Source organism: Pseudomonas sp. OST1909 (assembly GCF_015277575.1).
Lineage (GTDB): Bacteria > Pseudomonadota > Gammaproteobacteria > Pseudomonadales > Pseudomonadaceae > Aquipseudomonas > Aquipseudomonas synxantha_A.
In genome coordinates, this window is the sequence record NZ_CP063780.1 from 1,294,986 (window position 1) to 1,316,584 (window position 21,599).

The 21,599-nt window shown below is 59.9% G+C and carries 22 protein-coding genes; 13 read left to right on the forward strand and 9 right to left on the reverse strand.

Annotated elements, in window-relative coordinates; translation table 11 throughout:
• Positions 1-137 precede the first annotated feature (137 nt).
• From mreC to tldD, 7 genes are all read left to right on the forward strand, one after another.
• A complete protein-coding gene (gene mreC / locus IH404_RS05690) occupies positions 138-1,232 on the forward strand; it encodes a rod shape-determining protein MreC (RefSeq protein WP_194440651.1) in 1,095 nt (364 codons plus the stop codon).
• Positions 1,232-1,720: a rod shape-determining protein MreD gene (gene mreD / locus IH404_RS05695; protein WP_003188558.1), complete on the forward strand. Its 489-nt coding sequence runs from the start codon at positions 1,232-1,234 to the stop codon at positions 1,718-1,720. Before mreC ends, mreD begins: the two co-directional genes overlap by 1 nt.
• Before the next feature lie 50 nt (positions 1,721-1,770).
• Complete coding sequence (locus IH404_RS05700) at positions 1,771-2,367, forward strand: Maf family protein (RefSeq protein WP_194440130.1); 597 nt, start codon at positions 1,771-1,773, stop codon at positions 2,365-2,367.
• A 70-nt stretch (positions 2,368-2,437) separates the two neighbouring features.
• Positions 2,438-3,895, forward strand: coding sequence for a ribonuclease G (gene rng / locus IH404_RS05705; protein ID WP_003188562.1), 1,458 nt, complete (start codon positions 2,438-2,440; stop codon positions 3,893-3,895).
• Positions 3,896-3,973: 78 nt separating this feature from the next.
• Positions 3,974-7,789, forward strand: coding sequence for a YhdP family protein (locus IH404_RS05710; protein WP_194440131.1), 3,816 nt, complete (start codon positions 3,974-3,976; stop codon positions 7,787-7,789).
• A 48-nt stretch (positions 7,790-7,837) separates the two neighbouring features.
• Positions 7,838-8,686: a carbon-nitrogen hydrolase family protein gene (locus tag IH404_RS05715; RefSeq protein WP_005784812.1), complete on the forward strand. Its 849-nt coding sequence runs from the start codon at positions 7,838-7,840 to the stop codon at positions 8,684-8,686.
• A 16-nt stretch (positions 8,687-8,702) separates the two neighbouring features.
• A complete protein-coding gene (tldD, locus tag IH404_RS05720) occupies positions 8,703-10,145 on the forward strand; it encodes a metalloprotease TldD (protein WP_005784814.1) in 1,443 nt (480 codons plus the stop codon).
• 44 nt (positions 10,146-10,189) lie between these two features.
• Here the strand turns inward: tldD and yjgA are convergent, their stop codons facing one another.
• On the reverse strand, positions 10,190-10,711 hold the full coding sequence (gene yjgA, locus IH404_RS05725) for a ribosome biogenesis factor YjgA (protein WP_005784816.1): 522 nt from the start codon (positions 10,709-10,711) through the stop codon (positions 10,190-10,192).
• A gap of 108 nt (positions 10,712-10,819) precedes the next feature.
• Between yjgA and pmbA the strand changes: the two genes are divergently transcribed.
• The 6 genes from pmbA to IH404_RS05755 all read left to right on the forward strand — a co-directional run bounded on the left by pmbA (position 10,820) and on the right by IH404_RS05755 (position 16,073).
• The gene (gene pmbA, locus IH404_RS05730; RefSeq protein WP_194440132.1) at positions 10,820-12,166 is read left to right on the forward strand and encodes a metalloprotease PmbA; all 1,347 of its coding nucleotides are present in this window, start codon (positions 10,820-10,822) and stop codon (positions 12,164-12,166) included.
• A 147-nt stretch (positions 12,167-12,313) separates the two neighbouring features.
• The gene (locus IH404_RS05735; protein ID WP_005784820.1) at positions 12,314-12,709 is read left to right on the forward strand and encodes a hypothetical protein; all 396 of its coding nucleotides are present in this window, start codon (positions 12,314-12,316) and stop codon (positions 12,707-12,709) included.
• Positions 12,702-14,078: a class II fumarate hydratase gene (locus tag IH404_RS05740; protein ID WP_194440133.1), complete on the forward strand. Its 1,377-nt coding sequence runs from the start codon at positions 12,702-12,704 to the stop codon at positions 14,076-14,078. Before IH404_RS05735 ends, IH404_RS05740 begins: the two co-directional genes overlap by 8 nt.
• Positions 14,079-14,105: 27 nt before the next feature.
• Positions 14,106-14,534, forward strand: a complete 429-nt coding sequence (locus IH404_RS05745; RefSeq protein WP_194440134.1) for a hypothetical protein — start codon at positions 14,106-14,108, stop codon at positions 14,532-14,534.
• A gap of 1 nt (position 14,535) precedes the next feature.
• The gene (locus IH404_RS05750; protein WP_194440135.1) at positions 14,536-15,147 is read left to right on the forward strand and encodes a superoxide dismutase; all 612 of its coding nucleotides are present in this window, start codon (positions 14,536-14,538) and stop codon (positions 15,145-15,147) included.
• Between the two features lie 32 nt (positions 15,148-15,179).
• On the forward strand, positions 15,180-16,073 hold the full coding sequence (locus IH404_RS05755) for a ZIP family metal transporter (protein ID WP_194440136.1): 894 nt from the start codon (positions 15,180-15,182) through the stop codon (positions 16,071-16,073).
• A 21-nt stretch (positions 16,074-16,094) separates the two neighbouring features.
• On the opposite strand, the gene IH404_RS05760 is transcribed toward IH404_RS05755, so the two are convergent.
• The 8 genes from IH404_RS05760 to lptC all read right to left on the reverse strand — a co-directional run bounded on the left by IH404_RS05760 (position 16,095) and on the right by lptC (position 21,593).
• Positions 16,095-16,367 (reverse strand): HPr family phosphocarrier protein, encoded by a 273-nt coding sequence (locus IH404_RS05760; RefSeq protein ID WP_005784832.1) that lies wholly within the window; start codon positions 16,365-16,367, stop codon positions 16,095-16,097.
• A gap of 16 nt (positions 16,368-16,383) precedes the next feature.
• The gene (gene rapZ, locus IH404_RS05765; protein WP_005784834.1) at positions 16,384-17,241 is read right to left on the reverse strand and encodes an RNase adapter RapZ; all 858 of its coding nucleotides are present in this window, start codon (positions 17,239-17,241) and stop codon (positions 16,384-16,386) included.
• 2 nt (positions 17,242-17,243) lie between these two features.
• On the reverse strand, positions 17,244-17,708 hold the full coding sequence (gene ptsN, locus IH404_RS05770) for a PTS IIA-like nitrogen regulatory protein PtsN (protein ID WP_005784836.1): 465 nt from the start codon (positions 17,706-17,708) through the stop codon (positions 17,244-17,246).
• Between the two features lie 9 nt (positions 17,709-17,717).
• Complete coding sequence (gene raiA / locus IH404_RS05775; RefSeq protein ID WP_003171804.1) at positions 17,718-18,023, reverse strand: ribosome-associated translation inhibitor RaiA; 306 nt, start codon at positions 18,021-18,023, stop codon at positions 17,718-17,720.
• A gap of 75 nt (positions 18,024-18,098) precedes the next feature.
• Positions 18,099-19,592, reverse strand: a complete 1,494-nt coding sequence (locus IH404_RS05780) for an RNA polymerase factor sigma-54 (RefSeq protein WP_005784839.1) — start codon at positions 19,590-19,592, stop codon at positions 18,099-18,101.
• Between the two features lie 183 nt (positions 19,593-19,775).
• The gene (gene lptB / locus IH404_RS05785; protein ID WP_005784841.1) at positions 19,776-20,501 is read right to left on the reverse strand and encodes an LPS export ABC transporter ATP-binding protein; all 726 of its coding nucleotides are present in this window, start codon (positions 20,499-20,501) and stop codon (positions 19,776-19,778) included.
• A complete protein-coding gene (lptA, locus tag IH404_RS05790) occupies positions 20,501-21,034 on the reverse strand; it encodes a lipopolysaccharide transport periplasmic protein LptA (protein ID WP_005784843.1) in 534 nt (177 codons plus the stop codon). The genes lptB and lptA overlap by 1 nt, the downstream gene beginning before the upstream one ends.
• Entirely contained in the window at positions 21,021-21,593 is a 573-nt protein-coding gene (gene lptC, locus IH404_RS05795; protein ID WP_005784845.1) for an LPS export ABC transporter periplasmic protein LptC, read from the reverse strand. Before lptC ends, lptA begins: the two co-directional genes overlap by 14 nt.
• Between the last annotated feature and the right edge of the window lie 6 nt (positions 21,594-21,599).

Consider the following 21,599-nt stretch of genomic DNA (forward strand, 5'->3'; position numbering starts at 1 on the left):
TTGCCTGGATGGTTCATGCTTGGTCGGCAGGCAGCACTTTGCAGTGCTGCCTGTTGGCGTTTATCTTCTTCAATCTGCATCCAGGCCGGTTTGATGCCGTATGAATAAAGAGAACATTTGCCTGGGAGGAGCGGCTTATTAAACCGCTTTTCGCCAAAGGCCCCTCATTGGGCGTGCGCTTATTGGTGCTGACCGTGCTTTCGGTCGCGCTGATGGTGGTCGATGCCCGCTTTGCACTGCTCAAGCCCGTGCGTAGCCAGATGTCGCTGGTGTTGATGCAGACCTACTGGATCACCGATCTGCCACAACGTCTCTACCAGGGCGTGGCCAGCCAATTTGGCAGCCGCACCGAGCTGATCGCCGAGAACGAAAAACTCAAGACTGAAAACCTGCTGTTGCAGGGGCGCATGCAAAAGCTGGCGGCCCTCACCGAGCAGAACGTTCGGCTGCGCGAGTTGCTCAATTCTTCCGCGTTGGTCAATGAAAAGGTTGAAGTCGCCGAGCTGATCGGCATGGATCCCAACCCGTTCACTCATCGCATCATCATCAATAAGGGGGAGCGCGACGGTGTGGTCCTCGGCCAGCCGGTGCTTGATGCCCGTGGCCTGATGGGCCAGGTGGTGGAGTTGATGCCCTACACCTCCCGCGTCCTGCTGCTGACGGACACGACCCACAGCATTCCGGTGCAGGTCAACCGCAACGGCTTGCGCGCGATTGCCAGCGGTACTGGCAACCCCGAACGCCTCGAACTGCGCCATGTTGCCGACACTGCGGATATCAAGGAAGGCGACCTGCTGGTCAGCTCCGGCCTGGGCCAGCGCTTCCCGGCCGGCTACCCGGTGGCGACGGTCAAGGAAGTGATCCACGATTCTGGCCAACCATTCGCTATCGTGCGGGCGGTGCCGACGGCTGCCCTCAACCGCAGCCGTTACCTGCTGCTGGTGTTCAGCGACAATCGAACCCCGGAAGAGCGCGCCAACGACGCCGCCCAGGCCCAGGAAGCCGAAGACAAGCAGAACGGCACCACGCCGGTCGTCCCCGCCACTGTGCCCAAACCGGCTTTCGTCGGGCCACCAGCGCCTGCGCCGGCCGTTCCGGCAACCGCAGCGCCTGTCGCCACACCAGCCAAGCCTGCTGCACAGAGTGCTCGCCCGGCTAAACCGGCGGCGACCACCGCGCCTGCAAGGCCTGCGACAACCGCTCCAGCCACCACACGGCAGAGGGAGGAATAATGGCCGGTACTCATTCGCGCAATGGCTGGATCGTCTGGCTGACTTTCGCTATTGGCTTGCTGCTCAGCGTTTCGCCGCTGCCGCAATTCATGGAAATCCTGCGCCCGCTCTGGCTGGCCTTGCTGCTGGCGTTCTGGTCTTTGAACCTGCCGCACAAGGTGGGCATGGTCACGGCGATGTGCCTGGGCTTGGCGGAGGATGTGCTCTATGGCACCTTGCTGGGCCAGAATGCGTTGATCCTGACCCTGATCACTTTCCTTGTGCTGTCGTTGCAACAGCGCCTGCGCATGTTCCCTATGTGGCAGCAGTGCCTGGTGATCCTGGTGATCTTCGGTCTGGCGCAGCTGGTACAACTGTGGCTGAGCGCCTTGACCGGCAACCGTCAGCCTACGCTGGCGCTGGTCTTGCCGGCCCTGGTCAGTGCACTGCTGTGGCCCTGGATCAGTTTTGGCCTGCGTGGGCTGCGTCGTCGCTATAAAATCAATTGAATGGTTGCGAGGCTCTGCCTGGTTATCGAACCCAACAGGGAGAGGCTGCAATGATTTCGCTTTATCTGGCCTCGGGTTCCCCGCGGCGACGTGAGCTGCTGACCCAGATCGGTGTGCCCTTCACCGTAGTCAGCGCCGCTATTGATGAAACCCCTCATGCCAACGAACCCGCCGTTGCCTATGTCGAGCGCCTTGCGCGCGGTAAGGCAACGGCGGGTTTTATTGCGCTTGGCCAAACCTCCGGCGCCTGTGTCCTGGGCGCCGATACGGCGGTGATTATTGACGGCCAGATCCTGGGCAAACCGGTGGACCAGGCCGACGCGCTGGCAATGCTGATGGCCCTTTCGGGCCGCGAGCATGAAGTGCTCACCGCGATTGCCCTCACCGACGGCCAGCGCTGCGAAACTCGATATGTAAGCAGTCTTGTACGTTTTCGCCAGGTTTCTGTCGAAGAGGCTACAACCTACTGGCACAGTGGCGAACCGCAGGACAAGGCCGGCGGCTATGCTATCCAGGGCCTGGGTTCGGTGTTCGTTGCCGGCCTCAATGGCAGTTATTCTGCGGTGGTTGGCCTGCCCGTGTGCGAAACCGCGCAACTGCTCGCCCAATTCGGCATACCCTGTTGGCAAAACCTTACCGTGCGCTGAACGCCGTATTCCAGCGCCAAGCCTTGAGCGATCGGTCACTATTGTGAAAACGCCTGAACGAGACCCAGCCATGAGTGAAGAGATTCTGATCAATATCACGCCGATGGAATCGCGCGTGGCGGTGGTAGAGAACGGTGTTCTGCAAGAAGTGCATGTCGAGCGCACCCAGAAGCGTGGGATCGTCGGCAATATCTATAAAGGCAAGGTGGTGCGCGTACTGCCAGGTATGCAGGCAGCATTTGTCGACATCGGTCTGGACCGTGCAGCATTCATTCATGCGTCGGAAATTTCCCTGCGCGAAGGCCCTGCGGTGGAAAGCATCAGCGCCCTGGTGCATGAAGGGCAGAGTCTGGTGGTGCAAGTCACCAAGGACCCTATCGGCTCCAAGGGCGCACGCTTGACCACCCAGTTGTCGATTCCCTCGCGCTACCTGGTGTACATGCCGCGCACGGCCCATGTCGGCATTTCCCTGAAGATTGAAGACGAAGCCGAGCGTGAACGCCTGAAAAAGGTGGTCAGCGACTGCGTGGCTGCCGAGGGCATCAAGGAAGCGGGCGGGTTTATCCTGCGTACCGCCGCCGAAGGCGCAGGCGCTGATGAGATCCTTATGGATATCCGCTACCTGCGGCGCCTGTGGGACCAGATCGACGCACAGATCAAAACCATTGGCGCGCCCAGCGTCATCTATGAAGACCTGGGCCTGGCGCTGCGTACGCTGCGTGACCTGGTCAGCCCGAAAATTGAGAAAATCCGTATCGACTCGCGGGAAACCTTCCAGCGCACCACGCAATTTGTTGCCGAGCTGATGCCGGAAATTGCCGACCGCCTGGAGCACTACCCCGGCGAGCGGCCGATCTTCGACCTGTATGGCGTTGAAGACGAAATCCAGAAAGCCCTGGAGCGCAAGGTGCCGCTCAAATCCGGCGGCTACCTGGTGGTGGACCCGGCCGAAGCCATGACCACCATCGACGTCAACACCGGCGCATTCGTGGGCCATCGCAACCTCGAAGAGACCATCTTCAAGACCAACCTGGAAGCCGCCACGGCGATCGCTCGCCAACTGCGCCTGCGCAACCTCGGTGGCATCATCATCATCGACTTCATCGACATGGAAGATGAGGAGCACCAGCGCCAGGTATTGCGCACCCTCGAAAAGCAGCTGGAGCGCGATCACGCCAAGACCAACATCATCGGCATCACCGAGCTGGGCCTGGTGCAGATGACCCGCAAGCGTACCCGCGAAAGCCTTGAGCAGGTGCTGTGCGAGCCGTGCAGCAGTTGCCAGGGGCGGGGTAAATTGAAAACCCCGGAAACCGTTTGCTACGAAATTTTCCGCGAAATCCTGCGTGAGGCACGTGCCTATCAGGCCGAGGGTTATAGAGTGCTTGCCAACCAGAAAGTGGTCGATCGCCTGCTGGACGAAGAGTCGGGGAACGTCGCGGAGCTTGAGAGCTTTATCGGTCGCACGATTCGCTTCCAGGTCGAAACCATGTATTCCCAGGAACAATACGACGTGGTGCTGCTCTGATCCCCAATTGCTTGCCTTATTCGAGACCGGCGGACCTTGATCCGCCGTCCGCCAACTGTTTTTTGAGGGTCGCCTGACATGGAGCGTCTGATACGCTTTTTTGCCGCTTTGACCCGCTGGGGCTTGGGCCTGTGTGCGTTGCTGCTGGTATTGGCGGCGGTGTACGTAAGCCTGGGGCGTGAATTGACCCCATTGGTCGCCGAATATCGCGCCGAAATCGAAGCCAAGGCCCAGGCTGCAGTGGATACACCGCTGCATATCGGCAGCCTTGAAGGCCGCTGGAGCGGGTTTGCCCCGGTATTGCTGGCCCACGATGTGATGGTCGGCGAGGGCAGCAGTGCCCTGCGCCTGGACCAGGTGGAAGTGGTACCGGATATATGGGCCAGCCTGTTGGCCCGTGAAGTGCGCATCGCCCACCTTCAAGTCAGCGGCCTGCAACTGAGCGTCAAGGAAGACAAGGACGGCCGCTGGACGCTGCAAGGCTTGCCGGTTCAGGACGACCAGCCGCTGGACCCGCAACAGTTGCTGACGCGCATGCAAATGATCAAGCGCGTGTCGGTGCTGGACAGTCAAGTTACCTTGCAACCCTTCGATCAGGCGCCGGTGACCGTGACCTATGTAGGCCTGAGCCTGCATACCGGCATGAGCCATCAGCGTCTGGATGCACGGCTGACCTTGCCCGATGGCCAGCCGCTTGCTGTCAGCCTGCGTAGCCGTATTCGCGCCAGCCAGTGGAAGGACGCAGAGATCGACGGCTACCTGAGCCTGCCGCAAAGCGACTGGGCCAAATGGATTCCCGCCCGGCTGACCCAGCAATGGAAACTCACGCAGTTCAAGGCCGGCGGTGAGTTTTGGCTCAGTTGGGCCAAAGGCACCGTGCAAAGCGCTGCGGTTCGCCTCAACTCGCCGCAAGTGAAGGGCAGCTACGCCGACCGCAAGCCCGTGCATCTGGAGAATCTGGCGCTGACGGCCTACCTGCAACGCAGTGACAGGGGCCTTGAAGTGCTGTTCGATTCGCTGGCAATGAACATTGGCGACACCCGCTGGGAGTCGCGCATTCAATTGCAGCAAAGCCTTGCGACCGATAAAGAACAGGAAGTGTGGAAGTTGCAGGCCGATCGTCTTGACCTGACGCCGATCACGCCGCTGCTCAATGCCTTGGCGCCCTTGCCCGAAGGTTTCGCCAAGACTGTCGAGCATCTCAAGGCCACTGGCTTGTTGCGTAATGTGCTGGTGGATTTCCGCCCTCAGGACACCACCGACCAGAAAGTCAGTTTTGCCGCGAACCTTGAGCGCGTCGGTTTCGACGCGTATTTCGGTGCGCCGGCCGCGCGTAATGTGTCCGGCAGCATCAGTGGCGACCTGGGCCATGGCGAACTGCGCATGGACAGCAAGGATTTTTCCCTGCATCTGTTCCCCATCTTCGCCAAGCCCTGGCAGTACATCCAGGCCAATGCACGCCTGACCTGGAAACTCGACAAACAGGGTTTCACCCTGATCGCTCCGTACATCAAGGTGCTGGGCGAAGAGGGCAAGGTCGCGGCGGACTTTCTGATTCGCCTGCATTTTGATCATAGCCAGGAAGACTACATGGACCTGCGGGTCGGCATGGTCGATGGCGATGGCCGTTTTACCCCCAAATACTTGCCAGCCGTGTTGAGCCCGGCGCTGGATGAGTGGCTGCGTACGGCGATTCTCAAAGGTGCAGTGGATGAAGGCTTCTTCCAGTACCAGGGGTCGCTGAGCCACAACGCCCTGCCTGCGTCGCGCAATATCAGCCTGTTCTTCAAGGTGCATGATGCCGAACTGGCCTTCCAGCCGGGTTGGCCCCATGTGAACAAGGTCAATGGTGAAGTGTTCGTCGAGGAAAGCGGCGTGCGCATCCTGGCGAGCAAGGGGCAGTTGCTCGACACCCGGGTCAAGGATGTGTACGTCAATATTCCCCACGCACCGGCCGGCAAGGACAGTCATCTGTTGCTCACCGGCGGGTTTTCCGGTGGCTTGGGTGATGGCCTGAAAATTCTTCAGGAAGCGCCCATCGGTACCGCGTCCACGTTCGCCGGCTGGAAAGGCGAGGGTGACCTGCAAGGTAGCCTGGACCTCGACGTTCCCCTGGCCAAGGGCACCGAGCCCAAGATCGTGGTGGACTTCAAGACCGACAAGGCACGCCTGCAATTGGCTGAGCCGCCCTTGGACCTCACCCAGCTCAAGGGTGATTTTCGCTTCGATAGCGCCAAGGGCCTGAGCGGTCAGAACATCTCGGCCCGGGCATTCGAGCAACCTGTCACTGCGCAGATCTTCGCCGAGGGCAAGCCGGGCAATATCAGCACCCGCGTGACTGCCAAGGGCCAGGTGGCGGTCAAGCGCCTGACGGATTGGCTGAACGTCAGTCAGCCGTTGCCGGTATCCGGCGATATTCCTTACCAGTTGCAGGTTATTCTGGACGGTGCGGACAGTCAGTTGATGGTCAACTCCAACCTCAAGGGTGTTGCGGTGGATCTGCCGGCGCCGTTCGGCATGCCGGCCAGCCAGGGACGTGACAGCACCTTTCGCATGACGTTGCAGGGCGCTGAGCGACGTTACTGGTTTGATTACGGCGAGCTGGCGAATTTCACCTTTGCGGCGCCGCCGGACAACTTCAATAACGGCCGTGGCGAATTGTTCCTCGGCGACGGTGACGCGCTGTTGCCCGGGGCCAAGGGCTTGCGCATTCGTGGCGTGCTGTCGGAACTGGATATCGATCCCTGGAAAAAACTCGTGGACCGCTACGCGGTTAACGACCCAGGTGGCAATGCCAAGCAACTGCTCAGTAGCGCCGACTTCAGGGTAGGCAAGCTGACCGGGTTTGGTACCCGGTTTGACCAGGTCAAGTTGCAGCTTGATCGCAAGCCGGCTGCCTGGGGCCTGCAACTCGACAGCCAGCAAGCCAAGGGCACGGTGAACCTGCCCGATGCCAAGGGCGCGCCGATTGCGATCAACCTCAAGTACGTCAAATTGCCCGCGGTGGACCCGACAGCGCAGGCCGACGAAAACGCACCGGACCCGCTGGCCGATATCGACCCCAAAAGCATCCCGGCACTGGACATCGCCATTGACCAGCTGTTCCAGGGCCCCGATCTGATAGGGGCATGGTCGCTGCGGATTCGTCCGACCACCAAGGGCCTGGCCTTCAATAACCTGGACCTGGGCCTCAAGGGGATGCTGCTCAAGGGCGCCGGTGGCTGGGAAGGCGCGCCGGGCGCCAGCAGCAGTTGGTACAAGGGCCGCCTCGATGGCAGAAATATCGCCGATGTGCTCAAGGGCTGGGGTTTTGCGCCTACGGTGACCAGTGAGGATTTCCATCTGGACGTGGATGGCCGTTGGCCGGGCTCACCGGCCTGGGTTGGGCCCAAGCGCTTTTCCGGTAGCCTGGATGCGGCATTCCGTAAAGGTCAGTTCGTTGAAGTGGAAGGGGGCGCCCAGGCATTGCGGGTGTTTGGCCTGCTTAACTTCAACTCCATTGGCCGGCGTTTGCGTTTGGACTTTTCCGACCTGTTTGGCAAAGGCTTGAGCTATGACCGAGTCAAGGGCTTGCTGGCCGCCAGTAATGGTGTGTTCGTGACCCGTGAGCCCATCACCATGACCGGACCCTCGACCAATCTTGAGCTTAACGGCACCCTGGATCTGGTCGCCGATCGCGTCGACGCCAAGCTGCTGGTCACGTTGCCGGTGACCAACAACCTGCCTATCGCGGCGCTGATTGTCGGTGCGCCGGCCATCGGTGGTGCGTTGTTCCTGATCGACAAGCTGATCGGTGATCGGGTTTCGCGCTTTGCCAGTGTGCAGTACAAGGTGCAAGGCCCTTGGAAGGATCCGAAAATCACCTTCGACAAGCCATTTGAAAAGCCAAACTGAGAGCCTGTGGAGTAGCATGGCCCCATGCCTTGTCTGGAGTGTCGGCCCATGTCCTTTGCAGTAATCCAAATGGTCAGCCAGAGTGACGTGCTGGCCAACCTCGCCCAGGCACGCCGCCTGCTGGAGCAGGCGGCGGCAAACGGCGCGAAACTCGCGGTTTTGCCGGAGAACTTCGCCGCCATGGGACGCCGTGACGTGGCCGACATTGGCCGCGCCGAAGCATTGGGTGAAGGCCCGATCCTGCCATGGTTGAAACAGGCCGCCCGCGACCTCACCTTATGGATAGTGGCCGGCACGTTGCCGCTGCCGCCCAGGGACCAACCCCACGCCAAGGCCAACGCTTGCTCGCTGCTGATCAATGATCAGGGTGAAATCGTCGCTCGCTATGACAAGCTCCACTTGTTTGATGTGGACGTAGCGGATGCTCGCGGTCGCTACCGCGAATCCGACGACTATGCTTTTGGAAGCAATGTAGTGGTGGCGGATACGCCAGTGGGCCGCGTGGGGCTGACGGTGTGCTATGACTTGCGCTTTCCCGAGCTGTACAGCGAATTACGCGCTGCGGGGGCTGAATTGATTACCGCGCCCTCGGCCTTTACGGCGGTGACTGGGGCCGCCCATTGGGATGTGCTGATTCGGGCGCGGGCCATTGAAACCCAGTGCTACCTGCTGGCAGCGGCCCAAGGCGGTGTGCACCCAGGCCCACGTGAAACCTTTGGCCACGCGGCGATCATCGACCCTTGGGGTCGGGTGCTGGCGCAACAGGATCAAGGCGAAGCGGTGCTACTGGCCGAACGCGATAGCGGTGAACAAGCGTCGATACGGACGCGCATGCCGGTGGCGAACCACCGGCGCTTTTTCTCGCAGGGCGCGCAGCGGCCTGCTTCAGAACGATGAATTTAAGGCCAAACCTATGAGCGAGTTGTTGTCCTCAGTCAGTGAACACCTCCTGGCGCCCGGTGGCGTGACCATCGAAAGTCTGCAGACCGTGCTGGGCGACCTGGCCGGGCCAGGTATCGATGCGGCCGACCTGTATTTCCAGGGACAGATTTCCGAGTCCTGGGCCCTGGAAGATGGCATCGTCAAGGAAGGCAGTTTCAACCTTGATCAGGGCGTTGGCGTGCGTGCGCAATCGGGTGAAAAAACCGGCTTTGCCTACAGCAATGCAATCACTCTTGAAGCCCTGGGCCTGGCGGCGCGTGCGGCACGCTCGATCTCCCGTGCCGGGCAAAATGGCACGGTACAGGCGTTCAGCACCCAGGATGTAGCGCAGTTGTATGCGCCGGATAACCCGTTGGAAGTGATCAGCCGTGCGGAAAAGGTCGAGCTGCTCAAGCGTGTGGACGCGGCTACCCGTGCCCTGGACCCGCGTATCCAGCAGGTAACCGTAAGCATGGCCGGTGTGTGGGAGCGCATCCTCGTTGCCTCCACCGACGGCGGGCTGGCGGCGGATGTACGGCCGCTGGTGCGTTTCAATGTGAGTGTGATCGTTGAACAGAACGGTCGCCGCGAGCGCGGTGGCCATGGCGGCGGCGGGCGCACCGACTACCGTTACTTCCTTGCTGACGACCGTGCCATGGGCTATGCCCGTGAGGCGCTGCGTCAGGCATTGGTCAACCTCGAAGCCATCCCTGCACCGGCCGGCACCTTGCCGGTGGTGCTGGGCTCGGGTTGGTCTGGCGTGTTGCTCCACGAAGCCGTCGGCCACGGGCTGGAAGGCGACTTCAACCGCAAGGGCAGTTCGGCCTACAGCGGGCGAATGGGTGAGATGGTTGCGTCCAAGCTCTGCACCATCGTGGACGACGGCACGCTGGCCGGGCGCCGTGGTTCGCTGAGCGTCGATGACGAAGGCACACCGACCGAATGCACCACCCTGATCGAAAACGGCGTGCTCAAGGGCTATATGCAAGACAAGCTCAACGCTCGCCTGATGGGCGTGGCGCGCACCGGTAACGGCCGTCGTGAGTCCTACGCGCATTTGCCGATGCCACGCATGACCAATACCTACATGCTCGGTGGCGAAAGCGATCCGGCGGAAATCATCGCCTCGGTGAAACGCGGCATCTATTGCGCCAATCTGGGCGGTGGCCAGGTCGACATCACCAGCGGCAAGTTCGTGTTCTCCACCAGCGAGGCGTACCTGATCGAAGACGGCAAGATTACCGCGCCGGTCAAAGGGGCGACCTTGATTGGTAACGGGCCGGAGGCCATGAGCAAGGTTTCGATGGTCGGTAACGACCTGTCGCTGGACAGCGGCGTGGGCACATGCGGGAAGGATGGGCAGTCAGTGCCGGTAGGCGTGGGGCAGCCAACCCTGAAAATTGATGCGATCACCGTGGGTGGCACGGGGTCGTAAGGACGGAGCTTCGGGTGGCGAAGGCCGCCACCCGGGGAAGAGGATCAGCGCAGGCCGCGTTGAGTCTCGTCCAGCTCACGGATGTACTTGAAGATTTTACGGCTGGTGGCCGGCGCTTTGTTGTGCGCCTGCTCGTGCTGGGCCTGACGGATCAGGGAGCGCAATTGCTGGCGGTCCGCATCCGGGTAGTCCATCACGAATTTCTCCAGCACGGCGTCATCGCCCGCGATCAGGCGGTCACGCCAACGTTCCAGGTTATGGAAGCGTTCGTTGTACTGGCGAGTGGAGGCATCGGTTTGATCAAGCAAGGTCAGAATGGCGTCAATGTCCTGATCGCGCATCAGTTTGCCGATAAACGAGATGTGCCGTTTGCGCGCGATATTCGCGGTGTGCTTGGGCGCATCAGCCAGGGCCCGGCGCATTTCGTCGGTCAATGGCAGTTTGGCAATCAAATCCTTTTTGAGCGTTGTAAGGCGCTCGCCGAGGTCAACCAGAGCATGCAGCTCGCGTTTGACCTGGGTTTTGCTTTTCTCCCCATCGAGGGAGTCGTCGTAAGAATCAACCATGGTGGCAGTCCGCAAAGAAACGCCGCCATGATAACCAGTCGGGGGCCGCTTGTCCGGCCCGGTCGCTCGATGGCCTTAACCGAAAGCAGAATTTGAGTGGAGAAAACCATGAGTGCAGCCCAAAGCGTCGGTCCGCAAGCGTTACCGGCACTGCAGGAACAAGTCGAGCAGATCCTCGCCGAGGCCAAGCGCCAGGGGGCCAGCGCCTGTGAAGTGGCGGTGTCGCTGGAGCAGGGGCTGTCGACTTCGGTGCGCCAGCGGGAAGTGGAAACGGTCGAGTTCAACCGCGACCAGGGGTTTGGCATCACCTTGTACGCAGGCCAGCGCAAAGGCTCGGCCAGCACCTCGGCCAGCGGCCCGGAAGCGATTCGCGAGACCGTCGCCGCTGCGTTGGCGATTGCCAAGCACACCTCCGAGGATGAAAGCTCGGGGCTGGCCGACAAGGCGCTGATGGCCAGGGACGTGCAGGATTTCGACCTGTTCCACGCCTGGGACATCACCCCGGAGCAAGCCATTGAACAAGCGCTGATCTGCGAAGCGGCGGCCTTCGATACCGACCCTCGGATCAAGAATGCTGATGGCACCACGCTGAGCACTCACCAGGGCTGCCGTGTGTACGGCAACAGCCATGGTTTCATCGGCGGTTATGCGTCCACGCGTCACAGCCTCAGTTGCGTGATGATCGCCGAAGCCAACGGCCAGATGCAGCGTGACTACTGGTACGACGTGAACCGCCAGGGTGATTTGCTGGCAGGCCCCGTCAGCATTGGCCAACGGGCTGCACAGCGTGCCGCCAGTCGCCTGGGCGCGCGCCCGGTGCCGACGTGCGAAGTGCCGGTGCTGTTTTCTGCGGAACTGGCCGGTGGTTTGTTCGGTAGCTTTTTGGGGGCGATTTCCGGTGGCAACCTCTATCGCAAATCGTCATTCCTTGAAGGCGCAATCGGCCAAAAGCTGTTTCCTGAGTGGCTGACCATCGATGAGCGCCCGCATTTGATGCGTGCGATGGGCAGTTCGTCGTTCGACGGTGATGGCCTGGCGACCTATGCCAAGCCGTTTGTCGAAAATGGTGAGCTGGTCTCCTATGTGTTGGGTACCTATGCCGGTCGCAAGCTTGGCCTGCCGAGTACCGCCAACTCCGGTGGCGTGCATAACCTGTTCGTGACCCATGGCGACGAAGACCAGGCTGCATTGCTGCGGCGCATGGGGCGCGGCTTGCTGGTGACTGAGTTGATGGGCCAGGGCCTGAATATGGTCACAGGTGATTACTCACGGGGCGCGGCAGGTTTCTGGGTGGAAAATGGCGAAATTCAATTCGCCGTCCAGGAAGTGACGATCGCCGGCAACATGCGCGATATGTTCAAGCAGATTGTCGCTGTGGGTAATGATCTGGAGTTGCGCAGCAATATCCGCACGGGGTCTGTGCTGATCGAGCGAATGACGGTCGCCGGTAGCTAACCTCTCCGGCACTCAAGGAAAGGCGCGCCATCCCAAGGATGGCGCGCCTTTTTTATTGCCCATGTCACAGGGGTATTAATCGGCCACTCTTGTTTTGATTCTCAATATCATTTAATAATAAATATCATTACCGAATGAGTGTGGATCATGAGTTCTGTCCTGCATGAGGATCCGTATCTGGAAAGCTGGCGCTGGATGAGCCGCCAGATTCGCTGTGGCTTCGATCCCAATGAACCTCGCCTGATCGAACATTACCTCAATGAAGGTCGATACCTGGCCTGCTGCACCGCGACCCATCCGTGGACGATCGCCGAAACTTCATTCCGCCTGCTGATCGACACCGCCAGCGATATCGCGCTGCCCTGGCATTGGCGTTCGATGTGCCTGGATCAAGCGTGGCGCCCGCTGCGCGACCTGGAAAAGCTCTCCCAGTGTGCCTGCCGCCTCAAGCGCTGGCAGACCTTTGCCTGGCAGTTGGCTACCTGTGAATTACTGCCTTCGATTTCCGTTTCTGACTTGGTGCAAGGATCTAATGATGAGTAACACCCGTATCGAACGCGACAGCATGGGCGAGCTGCATGTGCCGCAAAACGCGTTGTATGGCGCGCAAACCCAGCGAGCGGTGAACAACTTCCCGATCAGTCATCAGCGTATGCCGGCGCAATTCATCCGCGCCCTGATCCTGGCCAAGACAGCCGCGGCCAAGGTCAACGTCGACCTCAAGCAGATCAGCGAAGGGCAGGGCAAGGCCATTGTCGACGCCGCCCAAGGCTTGCTCGAAGGCGACTACATGCAGCACTTCCCGGTGGATATCTTCCAGACCGGTTCCGGCACCAGCTCCAACATGAACGCCAATGAAGTGATTGCGACCCTTGCCAGCCGTTTGCTTGGCGAGGTGGTCAACCCTAACGATCACGTCAACTGCGGCCAAAGCAGCAACGACATTATCCCCACCACCATTCACGTCAGCGCCGCCTTGGTACTGCATGAGCAAACGCTGCCAGCCCTGCTGCACCTGGTGCAGGTGATCGAGCAGAAGGCCGAAGAGGTGCATCCGTTCATCAAGACCGGCCGTACCCACTTGATGGACGCCATGCCGGTGCGCATGAGCCAGGTGCTCCATGGCTGGGCGCAGCAGCTCAAGGCCAATATCGGGCACTTGCAGGACCTGCTTCCGGCCTTGCAGGCACTGGCCCAGGGCGGCACAGCGGTGGGCACCGGGATCAACGCGCATCCTGAATTTGCCGGGCGTTTCAGCCAGCAACTGAGCCATTTGACCGGGGTGAAGTTCACGCCCGGCAAGGACCTCTTTGCATTGATTGGCTCCCAGGACACTGCCGTCGCAGTCTCAGGCCAGTTGAAGGCCACGGCTGTATCGCTGATGAAGATTGCCAACGACCTGCGCTGGATGAACTCCGGCCCCTTGGCCGGCCTCGGTGAAATCGAGCTGGAGGGGTTGCAGCCGGGCTCGTCGATCATGCCCGGCAAGGTCAACCCTGTGATCCCGGAAGCTACGGCAATGGTGGCCGCGCAGGTCATCGGCAATGACACCGTCATCACAGTTGCCGGTCAATCGGGCAACTTCGAGCTGAACGTGATGCTGCCGATCATCGCCCAGAACCTGCTCAGCAGCCTCGAGTTGCTGGCCAACTCCAGTCGTTTGCTGGCGGACAAGGCCATTGCCAGCTTCAAGGTCAACCAAGCCAAGCTCAAAGAAGCACTGTCGCGCAACCCGATCCTGGTCACCGCCCTTAACCCGATCATTGGTTACCAGAAGGCCGCTGAAATTGCCAAGAAGGCTTACCAGCAAGGCCGCCCGGTCATCGAGGTCGCCCTTGAGCACACCGACCTGCCGCGCAGCCAACTGGAAGTCCTGCTGGACCCGGAAAAGCTCACGGCTGGCGGCGTGTAATTAACCACCCTGCTTTGGAGGCTCACCATGGAGCACTGGAAACGTACGATCGAACGGGCCAATCGCTGCTTTATGGCGGGCGAGCTGGTGGATGCTCGCGAGGCTTATCTGCAAGCCCTGGCCCTGGCCCAAGTGTTGTTCGAACGCTGGGCGGATGCCGACGAAGCAGTGGCGGCTTGTGTCATTTCCCATCACAACCTGGCGGACCTGCACTTGCGCCTGAATCAACCTGAGGAAAGCGCGGAATACCTCTGCGCCATTCACCAGCGATTGTTGCAGACCATGCAGGACCCGCGCCTTAACCCGCAGTTGCGCGAGGCGGCGTTGCACCAGAGCAGCAAGACCTACGTCGAGCTGTTGAATTTCATCAGCGATCACGGCGAGTACCCCCGCACCCACCGGTTGCTGGGCGATGCTGCGCCGCAGTCGACCTCGTCTCACTATGGAGCACATTGATATGACTTACACCCTGCCGGCCCTGCCTTACGCCTATGACGCCCTTGAGCCGCATATCGACGCGCAAACCATGGAGATTCACTACACCAAGCATCACCAGACTTACATCAATAATCTGAATGCTGCCGTGGAGGGCACGGAATTCGCTGGTTGGCCGGTGGAGAAGCTGGTGTCCAGCGTGCAGAAACTACCGGAGAAGTTACGCGTTGCCGTGGTCAATCAAGGAGGCGGCCATGCAAACCATTCGTTGTTCTGGGCGGTCATGTCACCTACAGGGGGTGGTAAACCCGAAGGCGCGCTGGGCAAGGCTATCGATGAGCAATTGGGCGGTTTTGACAGTTTCAAGGAGGCATTCACCAAGGCTGCGCTGACCCGCTTCGGCAGTGGCTGGGCCTGGTTGAGCGTCACCCCGAAAAACACACTGGTCGTGGAAAGCAGCGGCAACCAGGACAGCCCGCTGATGAGTGGCAACACGCCAATCCTCGGTCTGGACGTCTGGGAACATGCCTACTATTTGCGTTACCAGAACCGTCGCCCTGAATACATCAATGCGTTCTACAGCGTAATTAACTGGCCGGAAGTTGCTGCCCGCTACCAGGCCGCCTTGGCCTGACATTCACTCTAAAACAAGATCTAAGGGCGATTATGGGCACTGAAACACTGGCGATCAGCAGCGTGCGAATGTTCCGTTATGCGTTCGGTTCACTGCTGTTATTGGCAGGGACTGCATTGCTGGTGGCCCATGGGCTGGCCTGGTTGGACCTTGAGCCGCGTATCCTGCGCGCGTTGCAGGGCGGCGCGATTTGCGCGCTCGGTACGGCGCTGGGCGCGGTGCCGGTCCTGGTGATTCGGCGGATGCCGGTAGCGTTGAGCGATACCTTGCTGGGCTTCGGTGCAGGTGTGATGCTCGCAGCGACCGCTTTTTCCCTGGTCGTGCCGGGTATCGCAGCGGCTGAAGGCCTGGGGCTTTCGCCGTGGGGGGCGGGTGGGCTGATCAGCTTCGGCATCATGCTGGGCGCATTCGGGTTGTATCTGGTGGATCGCAAGGTCTCCGGCGCCAGCCCGGAGATGCTGGTGGGGACGCCGGATAAGCCGGTGATCCCGCCGCGCATCTGGCTGTTTGTGTTCGCCATCATTGCGCACAACATTCCCGAGGGCATGGCAGTGGGCGTCTCCGCGGGAGGAGGGATGGCGGATGCTGACAGTCTCGCCATGGGCATTGCCTTGCAGGATGTACCCGAGGGCTTGGTGATCGCGCTGGTATTGGCTGGGGCGGGGATGTCGCGGATCAAGGCGTTCCTGATCGGCGCCGCATCAGGATTGGTTGAACCGGTATTTGCGATGCTCTGCGCCTGGCTGGTGAGCCTGGCCGAGGTATTGCTGCCCTTGGGGTTGGCGCTGGCCGCCGGTGCGATGTTGTTGGTAGTGACCCATGAAGTGATCCCCGAATCGCGTCGCAACGGTCACGAAAAGCTCGCCAGCCTGGGGTTGTGTATCGGGTTTTGCCTGATGATGGTGATGGATACGGCGTTGGGCTGAAGCCAGCTCTCGCATCGGCGGTTATTCGCCTTCATCGAACTTGTTGTTGATCAGCCCAACCAAAGCGTCCATCGCTTCCTGCTCTTGCTCGCCTTCAGTGCGCAGATGAATCGTGGTGCCCTTGCCAGCTGCCAGCATCATCATCGCCATGATGCTCTTGCCATCGACCATGGACTCCGGGGTGCGCCCGGCGCGGATCTGGCAGGGAAACTTTCCAGCCACGCCGACGAACTTTGCCGACGCCCGGGCGTGCAGGCCCAGCTTGTTGATGATTTCAATTTCCAGAGCGGGCATCGCGCAGGTGTTCCTTTCAGCTAAGGTCGCGGTGGCGAACCTGTACATTCTTGAGGGTTTGTTGCAGCACCTGGCCTAGCCGCTCAGTCAGGTAAACCGAGCGGTGATGGCCACCCGTGCAGCCAATGGCAATGGTGACATACGCCCGATTGCTCGCGGCAAAACGCGGCAACCATTTAAGCAGGTAGCTGGAGATGTCCTGGAACATCTCTTCCACATCTGGCTGCGCGGCGAGGTAGTCGGCGACGGGCTGATCCAGCCCCGACTGATCGCGCAATTCCGGCTTCCAGTAAGGGTTGGGCAGGCAGCGCACATCGAACACCAGGTCGGCATCGACCGGCATGCCACGCTTGAAGCCAAACGACTCGACCAGGAACGCCGTGCCCGGCTCGGGCTGATTCAGCAGGCGCAACTTGATCGCGTCACGCAACTGGTACAGGTTCAGGCTGGTGGTGTTGATCTTCAGGTCGGCCAGATCAATGATCGGCCCCAGCAGTTTGGTCTCGTCTTCAATGGCTTCGGCCAGGGAGCGGTTGGCGCTGCTGAGTGGGTGGCGTCGACGGGTTTCGGAGAAACGCTTGAGCAGGGTTTCTTCATCGGCATCCAGGTACAGCACATCGCAATGAATGTGCTTGGCGCGCACTTCTTCCAGCAGTTCCGGGAATCGCGAGAGGTGGCTGGGCAGGTTGCGGGCGTCGATAGACACAGCGACCAGCGGCTGCGCCAGCTCGGTGTGGATAAGGGCGCGCTCCGCCAACTCCGGCAGCAGGCCGGCCGGCAGGTTGTCGATACAATAGAAACCGTTGTCCTCAAGCACATTGAGGGCGGTGCTTTTACCTGAGCCGGAGCGGCCGCTGACGATGATCAAACGCATGATTACTGCCCGTTTTGTTCATCCAGGACGACCTGATACAGCGCCTCGTTGCTTTTGGCACTGCGCAACTTGTCACGTACTTCCTTGCGGTCGAGCATACTGGCTATCTGCCGGAGCAGTTCCAGATGCGCATCTGTGGCGGCTTGCGGGACCAGCAGCACGAATAGCAGGTCAACCGGAGCACCGTCGATGGCGTCGAAGTCGATGGGTTTTTCCAGGTGCAGCAAGGCGCTGACCGGGGTCTCGCAGCCTTCGAGACGGCAGTGAGGAATAGCGATGCCGTTGCCAAAACCGGTGGAGCCGAGTTTTTCACGGGCAATCAGAGCCTCGAAAACATCTTGCATCTCCAGCTCAGGCACTTGGCTGCTGATCAGGTTGGCAATTTGTTCCAGGGCGCGCTTTTTACTGCCGCCCGGCACGTTCACAAGGGAACGGCCGGGGGTCAGGATGGTTTGAAGTTGGATCATGGGGGAGGGTTAACGACCTGTACCTTGCATCAGGTGCAGATTCTTTTCCTTATGCTTTATGAGTTGGCGGTCGAGCTTGTCGTAGAGCGAGTCAATCGCCGCGTACATGTCTTCATGTTCTGCATTGGCAACGAGCTTGGCATTCGGTACGTGCAGGGTGGCCTCGATTTTCTGCTTGAGCTTATCGACCTCCATGATGACCTGCACGTTGGTGATCTTGTCAAAATGCCCCGCAAGCTTGTTCAGCTTGCTCTCGGTGTATTCACGCAGGGGCTTGGTGACTTCCAGCTGGTGTCCACTGATGTTGACTTGCATACAGCTTCTCCTTCGTTGCCAGTGCATAAAGCGGTGGGCAGGAATACCCACCACTGGAACGCTGTGGCCCGCCCGTCACATCAACCGCTTACGCTCGCTGGAAGGCGCGATCCCAAGGGACTCGCGGTACTTGGCGACGGTTCGACGGGCGACCTGAATGCCTTGTGCCTCCAGTAAACCAGCGATCTTGCTGTCACTCAACGGCTTTTTCTGATTTTCCGCGGCAACCAGTTTTTTGATGATCGCGCGGATCGCCGTGGACGAGCATTCGCCGCCTTCGGAGGTGCTGACGTGACTGGAGAAAAAGTATTTCAGCTCATAAATACCACGGGGGGTATGCATGAATTTTTGCGTGGTTACCCGGGAAATCGTCGATTCATGCATGCCTACCGCTTCGGCGATATCGTGCAGCACCAGCGGCTTCATGGCTTCGTCGCCGTATTCCAGGAAACCGCGCTGGTGCTCGACGATCTGGGTGGCGACTTTCATCAGGGTTTCGTTGCGGCTTTGCAGGCTTTTGATGAACCACCGCGCTTCCTGCAACTGGTTGCGCATGAAGGTATTGTCGGCGCTGGTATCGGCGCGGCGTACAAAACCTGCGTATTGCGGGTTGACCCGCAGGCGTGGCACCGATTCCTGGTTCAACTCCACCAGCCAGCGCTCGTTGTCCTTGCGCACGATCACGTCGGGAACCACGTATTCGGCTTCGCTGGATTCAATCTGCGAACCGGGGCGCGGGTTGAGGCTTTGCACCAGCTCGATGACCTGGCGCAAGTCGTCTTCCTTGAGCTTCATGCGGCGCATCAACTGGCTGTAGTCGCGGCTACCCAGCAGATCGATGTAGTCGCTGACCAGGCGCTGGGCCTCGGCGAGCCATGGCGTCTTGGCAGGCAACTGGCGCAGTTGCAGCAGCAGGCACTCGCTGAGCGTGCGGGCGCCGATGCCGGCGGGCTCGAATTGCTGGATGCGGTGCAGGACGGCTTCGATTTCGTCCAGCTCGATGTCCAGTTCCGGGTCGAAGGCTTCGAGGATCTCGTCGAGGGTTTCGTCCAGGTAACCCTGGTTATTGATGCAATCGATGAGCGTAACTGCGATCAGGCGATCAGTGTCCGACATCGGCGCCAGGTTGAGTTGCCACAGCAAGTGGCTCTGCAGGCTCTCGCCAGCCGAGGTGCGGGTGGTGAAGTCCCACTCGTCATCATCATTGCTCGGCAGGCTGCTGGCGCTGGTCTGGTACACGTCTTCCCATGCGGTATCCACGGGAAGCTCGTTGGGAATGCGTTCGTTCCATTCGCCTTCTTCCAGGTTGTCCACCGTAGGGGCGGTTTCCTGGTAGGAGGGTTCCTGCACGTCGGGATTGGGTTTTTGCTCGATGTTGTCGGCCAGTGGGTCGGCATTGTCGAAGTCGTCGCCTTCTTCCTGGCGTTCGAGCATCGGATTGGACTCCAGGGCCTCCTGGATTTCCTGCTGCAGGTCCAGGGTCGACAATTGGAGCAGGCGGATGGCCTGTTGCAGCTGCGGTGTCATCGTCAGCTGCTGGCCCATTCTCAGGACTAGCGATGGTTTCATGGCAGGGGCTTAACACCTTATTCGCCGGCGCAATGCGCCATCCACGACAGGGCGCGTGAGCGCCAACATAAGCAAATTATATGCCTGATATCAGGGCCTTTGCCTAGAGCGCGGTAACAATAAAAAAACCAAGGTTTCTATTGACTCCTGCGCGCTCCGGCGAAAGGCGCGATACCACTCCGTCTACAGGCGGAACTCGTGACCCAGGTAAACTTCCTTGACCAGTTCATTGGCCAGGATGGTCTCGGCGTCGCCTTCAGCAATCAACTGACCATCGTTGACGATATAGGCGGTTTCACAGATATCCAGCGTCTCACGGACGTTGTGGTCGGTGATCAGCACGCCAATACCCTTGGCCTTGAGGTGGTGAATGATCTGCTTGATATCGCCGACCGAAATCGGGTCAACGCCGGCAAACGGCTCATCCAGCAGGATGAACTTCGGTGCGGTGGCCAGGGCGCGGGCGATTTCCACGCGGCGGCGCTCACCACCGGACAGGCTCATGCCGAGGTTGTCGCGAATATGGTTGATGTGGAACTCCTGCAACAGGCTTTCCAGCTCTTTGCGGCGGCCGTCGCGGTCGAGTTCCTTGCGGGTCTCGAGGATCGCCATGATGTTGTCGGCTACCGACAGTTTACGGAAGATCGACGCTTCCTGGGGAAGATAGCCGATACCGGCGCGTGCACGACCGTGCATGGGCTGGTGGCTGACGTCCAGGTCGTCGATCAATACGCGACCCTGATCCGCCTGGACCAGCCCGACGATCATATAGAAGCAGGTGGTCTTGCCGGCACCGTTGGGGCCGAGCAAACCGACGATCTGGCCGCTGTCGATCGACAGGCTGACATCACGTACCACCTGGCGGCTTTTATAGGCCTTGGCCAGATGCTGGGCTTTCAGGGTTGCCATTACTCGGCCTTCTTCTTCGGCTGGATAACCATGTCGATACGTGGACGAGGTGCGGTGACCTTGTTGCCATTGGCGCGACCGGCCTGAGCGACCTGGGTCTTGGTGTTGTAGACGATTTTCTCGCCTTCAGTCGAGTTGCCGTCGGCGCTGAGCACTTTGGCCTGGTCGATCAGGACGATGCGATTCTGCAGGGCATGATACTGAATGGTCTTGCCATAGCCCTTCATCGGGCCTGGATCTTCTGCCTTTTGCTTCTGTTCGAAGTAAGCCAGGTTGCCCACTGAGGTCACGACATCGATATCGCCGGCCTGGGTACGCGTCAAGGTCACCGTATTGCCGGTGATCTTCATCGAACCCTGGGTGATGATGACGCCGCCGGTGTAGGTGGCAACACCTTGCTTGTCATCGAGCTGCGCATCGTCAGCCGAGATGTGGATCGGTTGCTGGCTATCGTTCGGCAGAGCCCAGGCGCTCACGCTTCCCAGTGCTGCGCCCAGACCGAGCAAAATAGGGAGGGTTTTAACGAGCCTCATACTGTCCTCTTACGTTCGATAGCAGGTGTATCCTGCTTTCTTTCAAATACGCTTTCATTCCCTTGCCAGTCGATACACCGCCAGCGCCGTCGATTCTAACGTCTTGCTCGGTCTGCGCATATTGCTTCTGTGGGAATACCGTCATGCGACTGCTGGTAATGATGGTGTCGCGGTTCTGCGCGTCTGTACGTGCGACGCGGACCGAGTCGATCAGTTCAACTTCGGTGCCGTCCGGGTTGACCTCGCCACGTTTGCTGGTGACATGCCACGGGAATTCGGTGCCGCGATACAGGTTCAGGTCCGGATTGGTCAGCAGGCTGACTTCAGAGGATTTCAAGTGCTCGACCTTGTCCGACGTCATTTCATACTGCACCTTGCCGTCTGGCAGGAACTGAATGCTGTAGGCGTTGGTGGCGTAATAGTCGATAACACCTTCGTCAACCTGCGCAACAGGCTTGTCGAGAAAGCGCTCCGGGCTGATATTCCAGTAGCCCACCGCCAGGAACAGCGCGGCAATGACCCCGAATAGCAGGAAGTTGCGAATCTTTTTGCTCAGCATATAACG

Bases quoted from the DNA above. Each gene is read 5' to 3' on its own strand.
- mreD (WP_003188558.1), top strand. From the start codon at position 1,232: ATGGCCGGTACTCATTCGCGCAATGGCTGGATCGTCTGGCTGACTTTC.
- IH404_RS05700 (WP_194440130.1), top strand. From the start codon at position 1,771: ATGATTTCGCTTTATCTGGCCTCGGGTTCCCCGCGGCGACGTGAGCTG.
- rng (WP_003188562.1), top strand. From the start codon at position 2,438: ATGAGTGAAGAGATTCTGATCAATATCACGCCGATGGAATCGCGCGTG.
- IH404_RS05710 (WP_194440131.1), top strand. From the start codon at position 3,974: ATGGAGCGTCTGATACGCTTTTTTGCCGCTTTGACCCGCTGGGGCTTG.
- IH404_RS05715 (WP_005784812.1), top strand. From the start codon at position 7,838: ATGTCCTTTGCAGTAATCCAAATGGTCAGCCAGAGTGACGTGCTGGCC.
- tldD (WP_005784814.1), top strand. From the start codon at position 8,703: ATGAGCGAGTTGTTGTCCTCAGTCAGTGAACACCTCCTGGCGCCCGGT.
- yjgA (WP_005784816.1), bottom strand. From the start codon at position 10,711: ATGGTTGATTCTTACGACGACTCCCTCGATGGGGAGAAAAGCAAAACC.
- pmbA (WP_194440132.1), top strand. From the start codon at position 10,820: ATGAGTGCAGCCCAAAGCGTCGGTCCGCAAGCGTTACCGGCACTGCAG.
- IH404_RS05735 (WP_005784820.1), top strand. From the start codon at position 12,314: ATGAGTTCTGTCCTGCATGAGGATCCGTATCTGGAAAGCTGGCGCTGG.
- IH404_RS05740 (WP_194440133.1), top strand. From the start codon at position 12,702: ATGAGTAACACCCGTATCGAACGCGACAGCATGGGCGAGCTGCATGTG.
- IH404_RS05745 (WP_194440134.1), top strand. From the start codon at position 14,106: ATGGAGCACTGGAAACGTACGATCGAACGGGCCAATCGCTGCTTTATG.
- IH404_RS05750 (WP_194440135.1), top strand. From the start codon at position 14,536: ATGACTTACACCCTGCCGGCCCTGCCTTACGCCTATGACGCCCTTGAG.
- IH404_RS05755 (WP_194440136.1), top strand. From the start codon at position 15,180: ATGGGCACTGAAACACTGGCGATCAGCAGCGTGCGAATGTTCCGTTAT.
- IH404_RS05760 (WP_005784832.1), bottom strand. From the start codon at position 16,367: ATGCCCGCTCTGGAAATTGAAATCATCAACAAGCTGGGCCTGCACGCC.
- rapZ (WP_005784834.1), bottom strand. From the start codon at position 17,241: ATGCGTTTGATCATCGTCAGCGGCCGCTCCGGCTCAGGTAAAAGCACC.
- ptsN (WP_005784836.1), bottom strand. From the start codon at position 17,708: ATGATCCAACTTCAAACCATCCTGACCCCCGGCCGTTCCCTTGTGAAC.
- raiA (WP_003171804.1), bottom strand. From the start codon at position 18,023: ATGCAAGTCAACATCAGTGGACACCAGCTGGAAGTCACCAAGCCCCTG.
- IH404_RS05780 (WP_005784839.1), bottom strand. From the start codon at position 19,592: ATGAAACCATCGCTAGTCCTGAGAATGGGCCAGCAGCTGACGATGACA.
- lptB (WP_005784841.1), bottom strand. From the start codon at position 20,501: ATGGCAACCCTGAAAGCCCAGCATCTGGCCAAGGCCTATAAAAGCCGC.
- lptA (WP_005784843.1), bottom strand. From the start codon at position 21,034: ATGAGGCTCGTTAAAACCCTCCCTATTTTGCTCGGTCTGGGCGCAGCA.
- lptC (WP_005784845.1), bottom strand. From the start codon at position 21,593: ATGCTGAGCAAAAAGATTCGCAACTTCCTGCTATTCGGGGTCATTGCC.